This window comes from Flavobacterium johnsoniae UW101, assembly GCF_000016645.1.
Lineage (GTDB): Bacteria > Bacteroidota > Bacteroidia > Flavobacteriales > Flavobacteriaceae > Flavobacterium > Flavobacterium johnsoniae.
Genome location: NC_009441.1, coordinates 4087626 through 4107763, shown reverse-complemented (window position 1 = coordinate 4107763; position 20138 = coordinate 4087626). Strand labels below are relative to the sequence as shown.

General features: G+C 34.0%; 17 protein-coding genes. 14 read left to right on the top strand and 3 right to left on the bottom strand.

The window, feature by feature from the left end; all coding sequences use genetic code 11:
• The first annotated feature begins 131 nt into the window (after positions 1-131).
• Entirely contained in the window at positions 132-2402 is a 2271-nt protein-coding gene (locus FJOH_RS17785; protein WP_012025420.1) for a M1 family metallopeptidase, read from the top strand.
• Positions 2403-2586: 184 nt separating this feature from the next.
• Here the strand turns inward: FJOH_RS17785 and FJOH_RS27015 are convergent, their stop codons facing one another.
• Positions 2587-2754, bottom strand: a complete 168-nt coding sequence (locus tag FJOH_RS27015; RefSeq protein WP_159436632.1) for a hypothetical protein — start codon at positions 2752-2754, stop codon at positions 2587-2589.
• 201 nt (positions 2755-2955) lie between these two features.
• Here FJOH_RS27015 and FJOH_RS17780 point away from each other — a divergent pair, with 201 nt between their 5' ends.
• The 12 genes from FJOH_RS17780 to FJOH_RS17725 all read left to right on the top strand — a co-directional run bounded on the left by FJOH_RS17780 (position 2956) and on the right by FJOH_RS17725 (position 16224).
• Positions 2956-3603 (top strand): GNAT family N-acetyltransferase, encoded by a 648-nt coding sequence (locus FJOH_RS17780; RefSeq protein ID WP_012025419.1) that lies wholly within the window; start codon positions 2956-2958, stop codon positions 3601-3603.
• A 55-nt stretch (positions 3604-3658) separates the two neighbouring features.
• Positions 3659-4852, top strand: a complete 1194-nt coding sequence (locus FJOH_RS17775) for an argininosuccinate synthase (protein ID WP_012025418.1) — start codon at positions 3659-3661, stop codon at positions 4850-4852.
• Positions 4845-5822: an N-acetyl-gamma-glutamyl-phosphate reductase gene (gene argC, locus FJOH_RS17770; RefSeq protein WP_012025417.1), complete on the top strand. Its 978-nt coding sequence runs from the start codon at positions 4845-4847 to the stop codon at positions 5820-5822. Before FJOH_RS17775 ends, argC begins: the two co-directional genes overlap by 8 nt.
• Before the next feature lie 94 nt (positions 5823-5916).
• The gene (locus FJOH_RS17765; protein ID WP_012025416.1) at positions 5917-7056 is read left to right on the top strand and encodes an aspartate aminotransferase family protein; all 1140 of its coding nucleotides are present in this window, start codon (positions 5917-5919) and stop codon (positions 7054-7056) included.
• A gap of 101 nt (positions 7057-7157) precedes the next feature.
• Positions 7158-8351 (top strand): glutamate-5-semialdehyde dehydrogenase, encoded by a 1194-nt coding sequence (locus FJOH_RS17760; RefSeq protein WP_012025415.1) that lies wholly within the window; start codon positions 7158-7160, stop codon positions 8349-8351.
• 185 nt (positions 8352-8536) lie between these two features.
• On the top strand, positions 8537-9298 hold the full coding sequence (gene proB, locus FJOH_RS17755) for a glutamate 5-kinase (RefSeq protein WP_012025414.1): 762 nt from the start codon (positions 8537-8539) through the stop codon (positions 9296-9298).
• 140 nt (positions 9299-9438) lie between these two features.
• Positions 9439-10386 carry an N-acetylornithine carbamoyltransferase gene (locus FJOH_RS17750; protein ID WP_012025413.1) on the top strand — a complete coding sequence of 316 codons (948 nt, stop codon included), beginning with the start codon at positions 9439-9441 and terminating at the stop codon, positions 10384-10386.
• Positions 10387-10495: 109 nt separating this feature from the next.
• Positions 10496-11269: an acetylglutamate kinase gene (gene argB / locus FJOH_RS17745; RefSeq protein ID WP_012025412.1), complete on the top strand. Its 774-nt coding sequence runs from the start codon at positions 10496-10498 to the stop codon at positions 11267-11269.
• 246 nt (positions 11270-11515) lie between these two features.
• Complete coding sequence (locus tag FJOH_RS17740; protein ID WP_012025411.1) at positions 11516-12586, top strand: M20 family metallo-hydrolase; 1071 nt, start codon at positions 11516-11518, stop codon at positions 12584-12586.
• 51 nt (positions 12587-12637) lie between these two features.
• On the top strand, positions 12638-13918 hold the full coding sequence (gene argH, locus FJOH_RS17735; protein ID WP_012025410.1) for an argininosuccinate lyase: 1281 nt from the start codon (positions 12638-12640) through the stop codon (positions 13916-13918).
• A 138-nt stretch (positions 13919-14056) separates the two neighbouring features.
• Positions 14057-15058, top strand: coding sequence for a DUF2157 domain-containing protein (locus tag FJOH_RS17730; RefSeq protein ID WP_012025409.1), 1002 nt, complete (start codon positions 14057-14059; stop codon positions 15056-15058).
• On the top strand, positions 15055-16224 hold the full coding sequence (locus FJOH_RS17725) for a hypothetical protein (protein WP_012025408.1): 1170 nt from the start codon (positions 15055-15057) through the stop codon (positions 16222-16224). Before FJOH_RS17730 ends, FJOH_RS17725 begins: the two co-directional genes overlap by 4 nt.
• Positions 16225-16329: 105 nt before the next feature.
• Here FJOH_RS17725 and FJOH_RS17720 read toward each other — a convergent pair whose 3' ends face one another.
• On the bottom strand, positions 16330-16872 hold the full coding sequence (locus tag FJOH_RS17720; RefSeq protein ID WP_012025407.1) for an HD domain-containing protein: 543 nt from the start codon (positions 16870-16872) through the stop codon (positions 16330-16332).
• A 19-nt stretch (positions 16873-16891) separates the two neighbouring features.
• A complete protein-coding gene (gene ytxJ / locus FJOH_RS17715; RefSeq protein WP_012025406.1) occupies positions 16892-17281 on the bottom strand; it encodes a bacillithiol system redox-active protein YtxJ in 390 nt (129 codons plus the stop codon).
• Positions 17282-17486: 205 nt separating this feature from the next.
• Between ytxJ and clpB the strand changes: the two genes are divergently transcribed.
• A complete protein-coding gene (gene clpB / locus FJOH_RS17710) occupies positions 17487-20090 on the top strand; it encodes an ATP-dependent chaperone ClpB (RefSeq protein WP_012025405.1) in 2604 nt (867 codons plus the stop codon).
• The last annotated feature ends 48 nt before the right edge of the window (positions 20091-20138 follow it).

Below are 20138 nucleotides of genomic sequence, written 5' to 3'. Positions count from 1 at the left end.
TTTTGTTTTTTAGGAAAAATACTCTGAATTATTTTTTTGATAAAATTTTGCTAAAATTAAATTTAAGCTTAACTATTCCTCTGCAAATAGCTTTTTTTTTCATTAATTTGCTACATAAACAGCTAAAAAATATGAAAAAGCAATCTGCAAAAGCCATACTAACCGCGGCTTTATTTTTTGGGATTTCTTCGGTCTGGGCGCAGCAAACGTCTCCGGCGGCGACAGCAAATCCGGTAAACAATTATAATTATCACGATGCCTTTGGTCCGCATTTTTATACAAAAAATGGAACAACGACCCGTACAGCAAGCGGTCAGCCGGGAGCAGAATACTGGCAGAACAGAGCCGATTATCAAATCACAGCAAAATTAAATGGTACTACAAATGAAATTGTAGGTACAGATGAAATTACATATACTAATAATAGTCCTGATAAATTAGGTTTTCTTTGGTTGAATTTAGATCAGAATTTATTTAAAGAAGATTCTAGAGGAAACGCTGTTGTGCCATTGACAGGAAGCCGTAACGGAGCTCAAGGGCAGGTTTTTGACGGAGGAAACAAAATTAAATCTGTAAAAGTGATTTCCGGAGGGAAAAACAAAACAGAAGTTACAGCAAAATATATCGTTACAGATACTAGAATGCAAATATTTCTTCCACAGGAATTAGCAGCAAAAGGAGGTTCTGTAAAAATTAAAATCGAATTTTCATTCATTGCGCCATTTGAAGGTTCTGACAGAATGGGGGTTTTGGAAACTAAAAACGGAAAAATCTTTACAATTGCACAATGGTATCCTCGTATGTGTGTATACGATGATGTACGCGGATGGAACACAGCTCCTTATTTAGGAGCTTCAGAGTTTTACTTAGAATATGGTGATTTTGATGTAAAATTGACAGTTCCGGGGAATCACTTTGTAGTTGCTTCTGGTGAATTAATAAATGGTCAGGAAGTGTTTTCTGCAGATCATTTCAAAAAATATAAGGATGCTGCAAACAGCGATAAAACAGTAACAATTCGTTCTGAGCAAGAAGTAAATTCAGCTTCAAATGCAAATGCAGGAACAGAGAAAACATGGCATTATAAAATTAAAAATGCGCGTGATTTTTCTTGGGCATCATCTCCGGCTTTTATCTTAGATGGAGCAAAAATTAATCTTCCAAGCGGAAAAAAATCTTTAGCATTATCTGCTTATCCTGTTGAAAGTGCCGGACAAGGTGCTTACGGACGTTCTACTGAATATGTAAAAGCTTCAATCGAACATTATTCTAAACAATGGTTCGAATATCCTTATCCTGCTGCTACAAACGTGGCTGGAAATGAAGGAGGAATGGAATATCCTGGAATTGTTTTCTGCGGATGGAAATCTAAAGGACAAGATTTATGGGGAGTTACAGATCACGAATTTGGGCACATTTGGTTCCCAATGATTGTAGGTTCAAATGAAAGATTATTCGGCTGGATGGATGAAGGATTTAATACTTTCATCAACTCATTAAGTACAGCTGCTTTTAATAATGGAGAGTACAAAGAACCGGCAACAGATTTACACGAGCAGGCTGAACCGTTTACAAGACCTGATTTAGAAACTATTATGAGTTCTCCTGATAATATGAAGGAAGCAAATATTGGGATGTTATGTTACTTTAAACCAAGCGCAGGTCTGGTGATCTTGAGAGAACAAATTTTAGGTAAAGAACGTTTCGATACTGCTTTTAGAACTTATATTGAGCGTTGGGCTTACAAACACCCGCAGCCGGATGATTTCTTCAGATCTATGGAAAATGTAGCAGGAGAAGACTTAAGCTGGTTCTGGAGAAGCTGGTTCGTAAATAACTGGCGTTTTGACCAGGGAATCAATTCAATTAAATATGTAAAAAATGATCCTGCAAAAGGAGTTATTATTACTGTTGAGAATTTTGATAAAATGCCAATGCCGATTGTTTTAGATGTTAAAACAAAAAGCGGTAAAGTAAGCAGAGTAAATCTTCCTGTAGAAATTTGGCAGCGTAATAACAGCTGGTCTTTCAAGCACAATTCTACAGAAGAAATTGAAAGCATCACTTTAGATCCAGATCACGCTTTTCCAGATAATAATGCATCAAACAATGTTTGGACAGCTGGAAAAGGTAAAGTAGAAAAAGATGTAATTTTAGATCCATATTTAGGAATGTTTTCGACTTCAAGAGCACCTCTTAAAATTGAAGTTACAGAGAAAAACAGCACAATGTATTTTGAAATTACAGATTTTCCGAAGTTTTCAGTTAAACCAGTAGAAAACGAAAAAGACACATTTGAGTCTAAAGGAGCTGGTTTAAAATTCAAATACAATGAAGCAAAAACAGGTTTTGATATGATTGTTACAGGCAGCGGGCAAGTGATTCCGTTTACAAAAAGCTAAATACAAAACTCCAAATAATTTAAACCCGATGGTATTTTTACTATCGGGTTTTTCTTTTGTTTAAACTTTTCAGAGTTTCAAGTTTATTTAGTCAAGTTAGAAAAAAAAGAAAACCTCAGAACCTTAGTAACTTAGAATCTTAGTATCTCTAAAAATAACTTTTCATTAAAAAAATGTTAGAATTTTAATTTTTTGTTTTGTAAATAAAAAAAAGATGTACTTTTGCACCGATGAATAAAATAAGTTTACATATAACTTCTTTGTCACGGACAAACTCACCGATTACTTCTCCCGAAGTACGGACACTATCTCTATAGTGTTCACTGAGTTTTATAGCCGTATATTTATTCATATCCATTTTTCATTTTGAAATCACATAATTTGTCCATTGGACAAACATATCCTAAAAGTATTTATTATTTTGTAAATTTTCTTAGTCAAGTTTTTGATTTAGAGAGTGTTACTTTTGTTTTGCTTAATTTTATTGGATTCAATTCTGGATTTCAAACTAAACAACATGCTTTAATTTTTAACTCTAACTTCAATTATTGAAATGAAGATCTCTATTGTTGTTACCCAGGAAGAACACTTCAAATTCGCACAAGAAATCTGCGATACGATAGAATCATCTGCCTTGTTAAGAGGTACGGGGATTGCTAAAAGAACTCCTGAGTACATTCAGAAAAAAATGTCGAATGGTGATGCGATGATTGCTCTGGCTGATGGAAAATTTGCAGGTTTTTGTTACATCGAAAGCTGGGAACACGGAAAGTTCGTGGCACATTCCGGCTTAATTGTACACCCTGATTATAGAAGTTTAGGATTGGCAAAAAAGATAAAATCAAAAGTATTTGATTATTCTTTGCAGCGATATCCAGATGCTAAAATATTTGGAATTACAACCGGTTTGGCAGTAATGAAAATTAACTCTGATTTAGGGTATAAACCAGTTCCGTTCTCAGAATTAACAACCGATCCAAGTTTCTGGGCAGGCTGTAAAACCTGTACTAACTTCCCAATTTTACAGAGCAAAGAAAACAAAATGTGTCTTTGCACCGGAATGTTATACGACCCAAAAGAAAAACAAAAAACACCGCCGAGACATCCTTTTAATGAGACTGTTTTAAGCAGACTTAAAAAAATCAAACAGGCTTTATTCTTAAACAAAATATTGTCATTTATTTTTTTATTCAAAATTTAATCAAAAAGAAATCTCAAACTGCTATATACGAAAGTATTAGCCTAAATTATAAAAAATGAAAAAAGTAGTATTAGCTTATAGCGGAGGATTAGATACCTCGTATTGTTTGAAATATTTAAAAAACGAAAAAGGTTATGAAGTTCATACCGTTCTTGTTGATACAGGAGGGTTTAGTGCAGAAGAATTATCAGCTATAGAAAAAAGAGCTTACGAATTAGGAAGTGCGCAGCATGCTAACTTAACAATTTTAGACAAATATTACGATAAAGCTATAAAATACCTGATTTTTGGAAATGTATTAAAAAATAATACATACCCATTATCAGTAAGTGCAGAGCGTGTTTTTCAAGCAATTGAAGCTATAAAATATGCAAAAAAAGTTGGAGCAACTGCAATCGCTCACGGAAGTACAGGCGCAGGAAACGACCAAATTCGTTTCGATTTGATTTTCCAAACTATTGCTCCAGAAATCGAAATTATTACTCCAATTAGAGATTTAAAACTTTCAAGACAAGAAGAAGTTGATTATTTGGCTCAAAACGGAGTTCACTACTCTTGGGAAAAAGCACAATATTCTATCAATAAAGGACTTTGGGGAACAAGTGTTGGAGGAAAAGAAACTTTAACTTCTGGTCAGCCATTGCCAAGTGAAGCGTATCCTTCGCAATTGCAAAAAGAAGGTGAAGAAAAAATAACACTTCATTTTGAGCAGGGAGAATTAGTTGGTTTAAACGGAAAAACGGATAAACCATCAAATAATATTGTGGCTCTTGAAAAGCTGGCAAGTGCTTATGCAATTGGTAGAGATATTCATGTTGGAGATACAATTATAGGAATTAAAGGTAGAGTTGGTTTTGAAGCAGCAGCTCCGTTAATTATTATCAAAGCGCACCATTTATTAGAGAAACACACTCTAGGAAAATGGCAGCAATACTGGAAAGAACAATTAGGAAACTGGTACGGAATGTTGTTCCACGAAGGTCAGTTCTTAGATCCAGTAATGAGAAATATTGAAACTTTCTTGCAAGACACACAAAAAACAGTAAATGGAACAGTAACTGTTTCATTAAAACCATATCATTTCTCACTTGACGGAATCGAATCTGAAAATGATTTAATGAACACAGGTTTCGGTCAATACGGCGAAATGAACAATGCCTGGACATCTGACGATGCAAAAGGATTTATCAAGATTTTAGGAAATGCACAAAACATATTCTCATCTGTAAACAAATTAGATCATGATTAATGTCGGAATTATTGGTGGTTCGGGCTACACGGCCGGAGAACTCATCAGAATTTTAATGTATCACCCAAAAGTAAACATCGATTTTGTTTACAGTACAACAAACGCCGGGAAACCGCTTTCTGTAGCGCACCACGATTTGATGGGTGATATTGAAATGAATTTCACAGCTGAAATTAATCCAAATGTGAACGTTGTTTTCTTGTGTTTAGGACATGGAAAATCGATTTCATTTTTGAAAGAAAATCAGTTCGCAAGTCACACCAAAATCATCGATTTAGGAAATGATTTCAGATTGAATAAAGACGCTCATTTCGAAGGAAAAGATTTTGTTTACGGATTGCCAGAGATCAATAAAGCGGAAATCAAAAAGACAAATTATATCGCCAATCCAGGCTGTTTTGCAACTGCTATTCAGTTGGCTTTATTACCTTTAGCAAAACACAATTTGTTGAATAATGATGTTCATATTAATGCTACAACCGGAAGTACAGGAGCAGGAGTAAGTCTTTCAGAAACTTCTCATTTCAGTTGGAGAAACAACAATATGTCGCATTATAAAGCTTTTGAGCATCAACATTTGGGAGAAATCGGAGAAAGCTTAGTTCAGTTGCAAGACGATTTTGACAGCGAGTTGCTTTTTATTCCGAATAGAGGAGATTTTCCAAGAGGAATTTTTGCAACCTTATATACATTATGTGATGATAGTTTGGAACAATTGGTTGCAAAATATGAAGAGTTCTATAAAAATGAGCCTTTCGTAACTGTTACCACAACAAACATCAACATGAAACAAGTGGTGCAAACGAATAAATGTATTATTAGTTTATTGAAAAAAGGAAACCGGGTTCTTATAACATCAATTATCGATAACTTAACCAAAGGTGCTTCAGGACAAGCGATTCAAAACATGAATTTAATGTTCGGTTTAGAAGAAACCACAGGTTTACATTTGAAACCAAGCGGATTTTAATTTTAGTTGATAGTTGTTGGTTTATAGTTGATAGATATCGAACAAAAACCAACAACCATCAACCATCAACAATAAACTAACAACTAAAAAAAAGATGAACTTATTCAACGTTTACCCATTATACGACATAACTCCAGTAAAAGCAGTAGATTGTACCATTATTGACGACAAAGGAGTAGAATATTTAGATTTATACAGCGGACATGGTGTGATTTCTATCGGACACACACAGCCGGATTATGTAGCAAAATTGAAAAATCAATTAGACCATTTAGGATTTTATTCGAATGCAATTCAGAATCCTTTGCAGGTAGAATTGGCTCAGAAATTAGGAAAACTTTCTGGTCTTGAAGATTACGAATTGTTTTTATGCAGTTCTGGTGCTGAAGCCAACGAAAATGCTTTAAAATTAGCTTCTTTCCACAACGGAAAATCAAGAGTTGTAGCTTTTGATAATTCTTTCCACGGAAGAACTTCTGCGGCAGTTGCAGTTACTGATAACAAAAAAATCGTTGCGCCATTAAATGCACAACAAAAAGTTACTTTTTTACCACTAAACCAAATCGAATTAGTTGAAGCTGAATTAGCTAAAGGAGATGTTACAGCAGTAATTATCGAAGGAATTCAAGGAGTTGGAGGTTTAGACCAAGGAACAACAGAGTTTTTTCAGGCTTTAGAAAAAGCATGTAAAAAACACGATGTTGTTTTTATTTTAGACGAAGTACAGTCAGGATACGGAAGAAGCGGAAAATTCTTCGCTTTCCAACATCACGGAATCAACGCTGATATAATTTCAGTTGCGAAAGGAATGGGGAACGGTTTCCCTGTTGGAGCGATTCTAATTTCTCCAAAATTTGAAGCAAGTTTTGGATTATTAGGCACTACTTTCGGCGGAAGCCATTTGTCTTGTGCTGCAGGAATTGCAGTTTTAGATGTAATTGAAAAACTGGATTTACAGAAAAATGTAAATGAAGTTTATGAATATTTCTTAGAAAAAATCAAAGAAGTTGACGGAATCAAACAAGTAAAAGGAAAAGGCTTAATGCTTGGAGTAGAGTTTGATTTTGATGTTGCAGCTTTAAGAAAGAAATTAATCATCGAAAAACACATTTTTACAGGAAGCGCAAACAATAAAAATCTATTAAGAATTTTACCGCCTTTGACTGTCAAAAAAGCAGATATCGATACGTTTGTAAAAGCTTTAAAAGAAAGTTTAGAAGAATTAAAAAACTAATTCTCGTTACGTTAAACCTGACGGGTTTTTAAAACCCGTTAGGTTTAAAATAAAGTTTCCGAAAAAGAAACAACCAAAAAACAACCAACCCACTTGAAATTATGAAACCATTATCAATTGAAACACGTAATGCGGTTTTGCGGACTATGGCAAAGCTGGTCGAGCAGGAGCGGAATGAGATAATCTTGACTAATCAGGAAGATCTTGCCGATTATGACGGCTCAGATTTAGCGATGGAAGAACGCTTAAAAGTAGATGATAAAAAAGTCAACGAGATGATTTTATCATTAAACCAACTAGCTTCACAGGAAGATCCTGTTGGCGTTGAGCGTTTTCATTTTACTCATGATAATGGAATAAAAGTGGTCAATAAGACTGCTGCTTTTGGAACGATTTTAATTATTTATGAATCCCGTCCAGATGTTACCATAGAAGCGGGAGGAATTGCCTTTAAATCCGGAAATAAGATCTTATTAAAAGGAGGAAAAGAATCTTTAAAATCAAACTTAAAAATCGTAAGTCTTTGGCATAAAGCTTTAGAAGAAAATGGAGTTTCAAAAGACTGGGTGGAATATCTGAATTACAATAGAACTGAAACCCAGACATTTTTAGAAAAACCAACTCAAAAAGTCGATTTAATAGTTCCAAGAGGCGGAGAAAAACTAATTGAGTTTGTAAAAGCGCACGCCACTTGTCCCGTAATTGTAAGCGGACGCGGCAATAATTTTGTTTACGTTCATGAAGATGCTGACACAGATTTAGCTTTAAAAGTAATTTTAAATGCTAAAACAGCTAAAATTTCGGCTTGCAATGCTTTAGATAAAGTTTTGATAAGTTCTAAGCTTCCAAATTTTGAAGGTTTCGCAGCAATGTTAATTGAAGCTTTAATTGAATCAAAAGTAGAAGTTATTGTCGATAAATCGTTAGAGTATTTCGAAAATACCAAGACGATCGAAAACGAAGACATTTGGTACGAAGAATTTCTGGATTATAAAATCGTAATAGGAACCATCGATTCTCAGGATCATGCTATTGATATGATTAATAAATACTGCGGAGGACATTCTGCAGCAATTATTACGAGAGATAATGAAGCTGCACAACAGTTTATGGAATCAATAGACGCTGCAGCAGTTTACCAAAATGCTTCAACCCGTTTTACAGACGGCGGACAATTTGGTCTTGGCGGAGAATTAGCAATAAGTACTGATAAATTACATCAACGAGGTCCAATCGGTCTTCAACATCTCGTGACCAATAAATGGTACGTTTACGGAGAAGGACAGATTAGATAATTTTAGAGTTCAGATTTTAGATTGATGATTAACGATTTTTGATTTCAGATTATTGGAATTTGGAATTTAAAAAATTGATATTTATTTAAAGATATAGCTTTGCGAACTTAGCGTTTGTAAACATAAAGTATATAGAAAAACCTTGCGCACTTTGCGGTTAAAAAAATCGCAGCAAAACAACAACAATGGGTAAGAAACGGATTTTATTAAAAATAGGAAGTAATACTTTAACCAAAGAAACCAATCATATTTCGCGGGGAAAGATTGAAGACCTCGGAATACAGATTGCTGCTTTAAATGACGAATATGAGTTTATCATAGTTAGTTCAGGAGCAATTGCAGCAGCAAAGCAGTTTGTGAAACTTGATAATCAGGATAAAGATGTTTTTGTAAAACAGGCTTTGGCTTCAATTGGACAGCCTCATTTAATGCGGATTTACAATGAAAATTTTAAGGATTTAGGATTAAATACTTCTCAGTGTTTGCTTTCTTATTCTGATTTTGAAAAAGAACAGACTAAAAAGAACATTGTAAATACAATTAATGTATTAGTTAAAAACAATTATATTCCGATTATCAATGAAAATGATACCGTTGCCACAGATGAGATTCGGTTTGGAGATAATGATAAATTAGCGGCTTTAACAGCAGTTCTTTTAAATGTTGATATTCTGATAATTGCCACTAATACAAACGGAATTTACACAAAGAATTCAATTCATGATGAAAATCCGGAGACGATAAAATTGGTAAATGATTTAAAATCACTCGAAAAAGAAATCGGCGAATCAAAATCATCACACGGAACAGGAGGAATGCAATCTAAAATAGAAGCAGCAGGAATTTCAAAAGCTGCCAACATTGAAACCTGGATTGTCAATGGACTGAATGATAATTTTATTTTAAAGGCACTCAAGGACGAAATTCCTTTTACCAAGATTGTGTAAAAAGGTTTAATTGTTTAATCGTTAATTCGGTTAATCGATTAAAAAAGAACATTAAAAAACAAAAATGGATAAAAGTTAGATTTGTTTAAGCAGTAAAACGATTAAACAAATCAACGATTAACCGATTAAACAAAAAAACAATGAACTACATCTCAATAAAAGATATCGACTCATTATCAAAATGGGTTAAAAGCGCGATCAAAATCAAAAAAGATCCGCTTAAAAATAAAAAACTAGGTAAAAACAAAACCTTAGGAATGTTATTCTTCAATCCGAGTTTAAGAACGCGTTTGAGTACACAAAAAGCGGCTTTAAACTTAGGAATGAATGTTATGGTAATGAACTTTACCAATGAAGGCTGGACTTTAGAATTTGAAGACGGAGCGGTTATGAATTCTGGTGCTTCAGAACATATTAAAGAAGCTGCAGAAGTAGTTTCTCAATACTGTGATATTATCGCAATTCGTGCTTTTGCTGGTTTGGTTGATAAAGAAAAAGATTATCAGGAAACTGTAATTTCAGGATTTTTGAAATACGCTACAGTGCCAATCGTAAACATGGAAAGTGCGGTTCGTCACCCATTGCAGTCTTTGGCAGATGCCATTACTATGGAAGAATACAAAACCAAACACAAACCAAAAGTGGTTCTTTCTTGGGCGCCGCACCCAAAAGCTTTGCCTCAGGCAGTTGCGAATTCATTTGTAGAAATGATGCAGATGCAAAAAGACATGGATTTTGTAATTACACATCCAGAAGGTTACGAATTAAGCCCAGAAATCACACAAGACTGCAAAATCGAATACGATCAAGATAAAGCTTTTGAAAATGCCGATTTCGTTTACGTAAAAAACTGGAGTAATTTCAACGATTACGGAAAAGTAACCAACAGTGATCCAAACTGGACAGTTACGGCAGAAAAAATGGCTTTAACCAACAACGGAAAATTCATGCACTGTCTTCCAGTTCGTCGTAACGTAATTGTAAGCGACGAAGTTTTAGATGGAGAAAACTCAATCGTAATCGAACAAGCGAATAACAGAACGTATTCAGCACAATTAGTTTTACAAAAGATTCTTAAGAAAATTTAATTTAAGGTGCAAAGGTTCAAAGTTGCAAAGTTGCAGAGGTTTAAGATCTTGAGAAAAACCTTTGTACCTTTGTACCTCTGTACCTCTGTACCTCTGAACCTTAAAGATAATGAATGTATCAGTAATAAAAATAGGTGGAAACATCATTGATAATCCAGCAGAATTAGAGCAATTCTTAACTGATTTTTCTAAAATTGAAGGCTATAAAGTTTTAATTCACGGAGGTGGAAAATCGGCTACAGAAATGGCGCAGAGTATTGGTTTGGTTCCGCAGATGATTGACGGACGCCGAATTACAGATGCTCCAATGCTTGATGTTGTGGTCATGATTTACGCAGGGCAAATCAACAAACATATTGTGGCACAATTGCAGGCAAAAGACAATAATGCAATTGGTTTTTCTGGTGCTGACGGAAATTTAATTCAATCAACAAAAAGGAATCACCCAACAATCGATTATGGTTTTGTAGGCGATGTAAAGCAAGTGAACACGAAGTTGTTGGCGACTTTATTAGAAGCTGGTGTTGTTCCTGTTTTCTGTGCGATTACACACGATAAAAACGGACAATTGTTAAACACCAATGCTGATACCATTGCAAGCGAATTATCAATTGCATTATCGGAAGTTTTTGATGTTACGTTGACGTATTGTTTTGAAAAACAAGGTGTTTTGCTGGATTCAGAAGACGATTCATCTGTAATTACTGAAATCAACGAAGCATTATACAATAAGCTGAAAGAAGAAAAAGTAATCCATTCCGGAATGATTCCAAAACTGGATAACTGTTTCAATAGTTTATCAAGAGGCGTACAGAAAATCAAAATTGGGCATCACAAAATGCTTCAAAATCCAGATGTTCTGCATACGACGATTACATTATAAAAATGTTGCCACAAATTGACACTAATTTTGTCTGTTAAAAGAGAAAATAATTTTAGACGCACATCAAAAAGTTTATTTTGATTTTAAATCTGTGATAAAAAAATAATGTTTGAAAATCCGTGTAATTAGTGGCAAAAAAATAGAGCGCACGAGGTATTTTAAATAAATTTGCGCAAGTAAAAATGGTCAAAGGAAAGCTCAAAAACTTTGTTGCTTTGCCCCTTTGAGCCTTTGAACCTTATTAAAATGAAAAACATAGATACGCTTACTCAGGAAGCAATTAGTTTATTAAGAAGCTTAATCGAAACCCCTTCGTTTTCAAGTGAAGAAGATCAGACGGCTCTTTTAATCGAAAATTGGTTCAATCAAAATGAAATTCCATTCAAGAGAGAAAACAACAATGTGTGGGCTTTCAACAAATATTTCGACGAAAACAAACCAACACTTTTATTAAACTCACATCACGATACTGTACGACCAAATCAGGCATACACCAACGATCCGTTTAAAGCAATCGAAAAAGACGGAAAATTATTCGGATTAGGAAGTAATGATGCAGGCGGATGCCTGGTTTCGTTATTAGCAACATTTGTACATTTTTACGAAAATCAAAACCTATCCCATAATATTGTAATTGTGGCTTCTGCCGAAGAAGAAAGCAGTGGAAAAAACGGTTTAAACAGCGTTTTAAAAAGCTTACCAGAATTAGATTGCGCGATTGTAGGAGAACCAACGTTAATGCAATTAGCAGTTGCAGAAAAAGGTCTTTTAGTTTTGGATGTAAAAGTAAAAGGAACTGCGAGCCACGCTGCGCATCAAAACGACGATAATGCATTATATAAATCAATTCCGGTAATGGAATGGTTTAAAAACTATAAATTCGACAAAATCTCAGATGTTTTAGGTCCTGTAAAAATGACCGTAACGCAAATTAATGCAGGAAAACAGCATAATGTTGTACCGTCAGAATGTGATTTGGTAGTGGATATTCGTGTAACAGACCGATATACCAATGCTGAAATTCTAGAAGTAGTAAAAGCAAATGTAAATGCCGAAGTAACGCCAAGATCAATGCATTTAAATGCATCGTCTATTCCAATTGAGCACGGTTTGGTTCAGGCTGGAATCGCATTAGGAAGAACAACGTATGGTTCGCCAACACTTTCTGACCAATCCGTTTTAAGCTGTCAGTCTTTAAAATTAGGACCAGGAGAAACATTGCGTTCGCATTCAGCTGACGAATTTATTTTTGTAAATGAAATTGTAGAAGGAGTCGACTTGTATATTAAAATACTAACTGATTTCTTTAAATTATAATTAAACCCGACAGGTTTTTAAAACCTGTCGGGTTTCTAAAAAATAGTACCTATGAAACTTTGGGAAAAAGGAATACCAACAGATAAACAAATCGAGCAATTTACAGTAGGAAACGATCGTGAATTGGATTTGGTTCTCGCAAAATACGATGCTTTAGGTTCAATCGCACACGCCAAAATGCTGGGTCAGATAGGTTTGTTAACTGAAGAAGAAACAACTTCTTTAGTTGATGCATTAAACGAAATTATCGCAGATATTGTAGTTGGAAATTTCGAAATCGAAGACAGTTTTGAAGATGTACATTCTAAAATAGAATATCTTCTAACCGTAAAACTAGGCGATGCCGGAAAGAAAATCCACACCGCACGTTCTCGTAACGATCAGGTTTTAGTTGATGTTCATTTGTATTTAAAAGATGAATTAAAAGTAATAAAAGAACAGGTAAAAACTTTGTTTGATTTGTTGATGGAATCGGCAGAAAAACATCAAAATGTTTTATTGCCAGGATATACACATTTGCAAATTGCAATGCCATCGTCTTTTGGAATGTGGTTTTCTGCTTATGCAGAAAGCTTGATTGATGATGTTACAATGTTGAACGCTGCTTCAAAAATTGTAGACCAGAATCCGTTAGGCTCGGCTGCAGGTTATGGAAGTTCGTTTCCAATCAACAGAACCTTTACAACGAAAGAACTAGGCTTTGAGACTTTAAAATACAATGCTGTTGCCGCACAAATGAGTCGAGGGAAAGCAGAAAAAACGGTTGCTTTTGCTATGACAAGCGTTGCAGGAACGTTGTCAAAATTTGCAATGGACGTTTGTTTATATATGAGCCAGAACTTTGATTTTATAGGTCTTCCGGCGCATCTTACAACAGGTTCAAGCATTATGCCTCATAAAAAGAATCCGGACGTTTTCGAATTAATCAGAGGAAAATGCAATAAGATTCAGGCACTTCCATACGAAATCACTTTAATTACAAATAATCTTCCAAGCGGTTATCATAGAGATTTACAGCTTTTAAAGGAAGGTTTGTTTCCGGCAATTCAAAACCTGAAAGCTTGCTTGGATATTGCAATTTTCTCAATTAAAGATATTACAGTAAAAGATCATATTTTAGAGGATAAGAAATATGACTACTTGTTTACAGTTGATACTTTAAATGAAATGGTTGTAGAAGGAATGCCGTTTAGAGATGCTTACAAAGCAGTTGCTGAACAATTGGAAGCAGGAACGTACAAATCTCCAAAAGCAACAAAACACACACACGAAGGCAGTATAAATAATTTATGTCTTGACGCAATAAAAGATAAAATGAAAGCAGCTTTTTAAAGCTGTATTATTTAAATAATGAAGCCGGTTTGTTACCAATACAAATCGGTTTTTTTATTTCTTCAAATATCTTTTTTGAACTAAGAAAATTCGGCTTAAATTGGTTAAATTTGAAAATTGATTACTTATATTAAAAATATGACACAATTTGAAGATCAGGCATCTCAGGAACTCTATGAGAAAAATCTAATTACTGAAAGTCAGTTTCAGGAAATAAAAGAGTATCGAAGTCTGAATATTTTTTCTCTTAATGTAGAACTAAAACTGCTGCTTTCTATTTCAGTTTTAATGTTTACTTCCGGAATAGGAATTCTTATATACGATAATATCGACAGCATTGGTCACATAGCGTTATTGTCTATTTTGTTTGCTGTTACGTGTGGGTGTTTTTATTATTGTTTTAAAAATTCAAAAGGTTTTCAAAAAGATGAAACTACATCAGAAAGTCCGTTTCTTGAATATTTAGTTTTAACAGCAAATGTTTTAACCTGTATTTTTATAGGATACCTTCAGGTTCAATATAAAGCATTTGGAACGCATTATGGTTTGGCAACTTTGGTTCCTACAATTGTCAGCTTTGTTTGTGCTTATTATTTTGATAACAAAAGTGTTTTGACAATTGCAGTTACAGGTTTGGCTGCTTATGTTGGTTTTTCGGTAACACCGCAGGATATTTTTAATGGTAATAATGATTTTTATGCCAATGAAAGTTTAAGTTATTCAGCGATAATTCTTGGTATTTTATTAATATTATGGACAGTTTATAGTTTTAAAATTAAATTAAAAACACATTTTGCGTTAATTTATCTAACGTTTGCTTTACATATTATAAGTGTTGTTTCGATAAGTAATATGCTTCGTGAGGAAATAACCTGGCTGCTTTTCTCTTTAATTTTAGCCGGATCATCTTTTTATTTTTATAAAGTAAGTCATGAGCTAAAAGCAATTTCGCTTTATGTTTTCATGATTCTATACGCTTATATTGGTATTAATATTTTATTGTATAAAATTTTGCAGCATGCTGATAATATTCCTGACATATGGGTTTTATTTTTCATGTTATTACCTATGTATTTCATTGGTTCAATAGTATTGTTTATAATGTTGATTAAAAAATTCAATAAAGAAATAGTAAAATGATAAAATACGATAAAAATTTACTGAATAATTTATTTTTGACAGAAGAGGCTGATTCTCTTGAAAATGGAGGGTTTATAAGTAAAGATCAAAAGAAAATTATTAGAAATCAATTACCTTCTTTTAAAATTCAAAACAACATTTTAGTTCGTTTAGGATTTTTTGTGCTGGGATCATTTTTATATTCATCGATTTGTAGTTTAGTAACTGTAATTGGATTGTCTGGTGAAGAATTTTTTTTTAAAATTTGCTGCTTTCTTTTTGCAGGTGTTGGTATTGCCGGCGCAGAACTTATAACGAATCAAAAATTTTATAGACACGGCTTAGACGATGCTTTTATTTTGGGAACACTTTTGAGTATAGGAGGAGGTGTTTTTGTAATTACAGAAGATTTTGAAACAGTTCTAACTCCTGCTATTTTTGTAGCAATTGCTTCTTTTTTAACTTACAAAAGATACCTGCATTTATTATCTATGCTTGTGTTCTGTTTTGCTTGTTCTGCCGTTTTGTTTTTCGGAATGTTTGAAATTGGAAATATTGGAAAAACAATTTTGCCTTTTGTCGCAATGCTGACTTCGGGTGTGTTTTATTTTTTTACTAAAAGAAAAATTAATAATCTCAAAGAAGTTTACTATTATAATGGCTTATTATTAGCTAATAATTTCTGTTTGATTTTATTTTATCTTTCTTGTAATTATTTAGTTGTAAGAGAGCTTTCATCAGAACTTTTAGGAGTTGATGTGCAGCCAGGACATGATATTCCTTTTGCTTATTTCTTTTACGCTTTTACATTTATTGTTCCAATTGTATATTTGGTTCAGGCATTAAGAACGAAAAACAGAATTATGCTCTGGATTAGTTTTGCTGCAATCGCTTTTACTGTTTTTACAATCCGCTTTTATTATTCTGTTTTACCAATTGAAGCTGCATTAACTCTGGGCGGATTAGTAATGTTTGCAATTGCTTTTTTCTCAATCCAAAAATTAAAAAAGAAAGAATCTGGACTAACCTTTAAACCAGATCGAATCAATCATTCAAATGCTATTTTAAATGCTCAAACTTTAATTGTAGCTTCAACTTTAGGTATGAAACCAGGAATTAAAACCGAATCTCCAATGGATTTTGGAGGAGGAGGATTCAGTGGAGGCGGATCTGGAGAAAGCTTTTAATTAATTATTAATTGTGAATGGTTGATTGTGAATTTGAAAATGAAAACTTATAACAAAAAACGCTGAATTTATATTCAGCGTTTTTTGTTTTTTTAATGAAGAATCTTAATCGAGATATGCTTCGTATTCTTCTATTTTAGTTTGGAAACGATTTTCTAAATACGTGTTACCGCCTTTTAATTTTTCCAGAATAATTGCTGCTTCAGCTTTATAATTTCTCCTTTTTAAATTGTCCCAGGTTTTGGGAGGTTTTTGTAAATTGGTAATTCTGTCCGCTAATTTTATGGCCCAGACTTCTTTTCTCAGCTTTAAAATTCGGTCTAAACTATCCAGCATTTTTTCTTCTTTAGGTAAATTGCTGTTTTTTGTAAGAGCAGAAACGCCTTTGGCAATTTCCAATCCAAATTCAATTTCTAATTCCTCAAATGTGGTGTTGGTATCTTCTAAAGTGTCGTGTAATAAAGCAACCTGCACCGCAAAGTTTAAATCAAAATTATCAGTATGATTCGATGCAATCAGGATTTCCATCGCCACATTACTCAAATGAATAACATACGGAAGATTAGAATCAGTAATAGTCTGATTATTTTCTAAATGCTTTATAGTGGCAAAAATTATGGTTTTTTGGTAAGCTGTTTGAACATCCATTCAGTTAATTTTAGAATTATTAAACTTTACTTTTCAAAGCTTCGGCATCAATATCACTGTGCGAAACATTGTAAACAGCTTTTCCGTTTTTAATTAAAATTAACTGAGGTGATTCATGATAAACTCCAAATCTGCTGGCAATTTCATTTGAAATGTCTCTGTGAGCAATTAAATCCAGAAAATAAGCATCAACTACACCTTCCAGATCAAATTCTCTTTCAAATTGTTTTAATGCCATACGGCTGATACTGCATCTTGTACTGTGTTTAAAAATAACAACCGGTTTTTCATTAGAAATGGCTTCTATTTCCATTAACTGAAGAATATCAGTTAATTCTGTCCAGTTTACTTTACTTTTTGATGCTTCTGAGTTCTCTGAACTTCCGAAGATTGAATTTAAAAAACTCATATTTGGCGGTTTTTATGACTTTTTGACATTGAAAAATGATAAAAATCACGTTTTTAATGTCATTTTGTCTTTAGTTTTACTATGGAATATAATTTGTCTATTCGAGTACAAAGTTAGATTATTTGAGTCAAAAATGTATCTCAATAAATTGTAACTTTAATGTAATCGAATATTTCAAACAAAAAATCAATCAAATCGAAAAAATATGAATATAAACAAGTTTACTATTAAATCGCAGGAAGCCATACAGTTGTCTCAGCAATTAGCACAACGAAACGGCCAGCAGCAAATTGAAAATGAACACATTTTCAAAGCTATTTTTGAAGTTGATGAAAACGTTGCGCCATTCATTTTGAAGAAATTAAATGTAAATGTGCCTTTGTTTTTACAAATTTTAGACAGTACAATTCAGAGTTTTCCAAAAGTTTCCGGAGGCGATGTTATGCTTTCGAGAGATGCAAATAAAGCTTTGAACGAAGCAGAAATTATTGCACAAAAAATGAACGACGAATACGTTTCGATCGAGCATTTAATCTTGGCTATTTTTGATTCAAAAAGTAAAGTTTCTCAAATTTTAAAAGATCAGGGAGTTACAGGAAAAGGTCTGAAAGCAGCAATCGAAGAACTTCGTAAAGGAGAGAGAGTAACTTCTGCTTCTGCCGAAGAAACCTATAATTCATTAAATAAATACGCTAAAAATCTAAACGAATTAGCACGTACAGGAAAATTAGATCCGGTTATTGGCCGTGATGAAGAAATTCGTCGTGTATTACAAATTTTAACTCGTCGAACTAAAAACAACCCAATGCTTATTGGTGAACCCGGAGTTGGTAAAACCGCTATTGCCGAAGGTTTAGCACATAGAATTGTAGATGGAGATGTTCCTGAAAACCTGAAAGATAAAATCGTTTTCTCTTTAGATATGGGAGCTTTGATTGCCGGAGCAAAATATAAAGGAGAATTTGAAGAACGTTTAAAATCGGTTGTAAAAGAAGTTACAGCCGCAGAAGGTGATATCGTATTGTTTATTGATGAAATTCACACGCTTGTAGGTGCAGGTGGAGGAGAAGGCGCAATGGATGCGGCTAATATCCTGAAACCAGCTTTGGCGCGTGGAGAATTAAGAGCAATTGGTGCTACAACCTTAGACGAATATCAAAAGTATTTTGAAAAAGATAAAGCGCTTGAAAGACGTTTTCAAAAAGTATTAATCGATGAACCAGATACTGAAAGTGCTATTTCAATTTTACGTGGTATCAAAGAAAAATACGAAACGCATCATAAAGTTCAGATTAAAGACGAAGCAATTATTGCAGCTGTTGAACTTTCGCAAAGATATATTACCAATCGTTTTTTACCAGATAAAGCGATTGACTTAATGGACGAAGCTGCTTCTAAACTTCGTATGGAAATCAATTCAAAACCTGAGGAATTAGACGTTTTGGATCGTAAAATCATGCAGCTTGAAATTGAAATCGAAGCGATTAAACGTGAAAAAGAAGAAAGTAAGCTGAAAATTTTAGGTATGGAATTGGCCAACCTGAAAGAAGAGCGAAACGAGATCTATGCAAAATGGAAACAGGAAAAAGATATCGTTGACGGAATTCAGGCTGTAAAACACGAAATCGAAGACTTTAAATACGAAGCAGAACGCGCAGAACGTGATGGTGATTATGGAAAAGTAGCTGAAATTCGTTATGGTAAAATAAAAGAAGCACAAGAACGTCAGGAAAATTTGCAAAAGCAGTTATTGGAATTTCAATCTGGTAATTCTTTAATAAAAGAAGAAGTTACAAGAGAAGATATTGCAGAAGTTGTAGCAAAATGGACTGGAATTCCAGTAACAAAAATGCTTCAGACAGAGAGAGAAAAACTATTGCATCTTGAAGATGAATTACACAAACGTGTAGTTGGGCAGGAAGAAGCGATTGAAGCCGTGAGTGATGCCGTTCGCAGAAGCCGTGCCGGTTTGCAGGATATGAAAAAACCTGTTGGTTCATTCCTGTTTTTAGGAACAACCGGAGTTGGTAAAACGGAGCTTGCAAAAGCCTTAGCCGAATATCTTTTCGATGACGAAAATGCGATGACTCGTATCGATATGAGTGAATACCAGGAACGTCATAGTGTAAGCCGTTTGGTTGGTGCGCCTCCAGGATATGTAGGTTATGATGAAGGAGGTCAGTTAACAGAAGCTGTTCGTAGAAAACCTTATTCTGTTGTACTTTTAGACGAGATCGAAAAAGCACATCCGGATACTTTCAATATTTTATTGCAGGTTCTGGACGAAGGACGTTTAACAGACAATAAAGGACGTCTTGCCGATTTTAGAAATACGATTATTATTATGACTTCAAATATGGGAAGTAATATTATTCAGGAGAAATTTGAAAACCTAAAAGGAAGCGTTGAGGCAGCAACTGAAGCCGCTAAAAACGAAGTTTTAGGATTATTAAAGCAAACTGTTCGTCCTGAGTTTATCAACCGTATCGATGAGATTGTAATGTTTACACCGCTTACTGTAGAAAATATTTCAAGAATTGTAAGTTTACAGTTAAAGAGTGTTACTAAAATGCTGGCTCTGCAAGGTATTACAATGGATGCGACTCCAGAAGCGATTGCTTATCTGGCAGATAAAGGTTACGACCCTCATTTTGGAGCGAGACCTGTAAAACGTGTAGTTCAAAGAGAAGTCTTAAACCAATTGTCAAAAGAAATTCTGGCAGGGAATATTACAACAGATAGTATTATCTTATTAGATGCTTTTGATGGCAATTTGGTTTTTAGAAACCAGACTGAAGAAGCTAAATAATTAAAGAGATGCACAGAAGGTGCGTCGTCAATGATAAGAAAAACACTA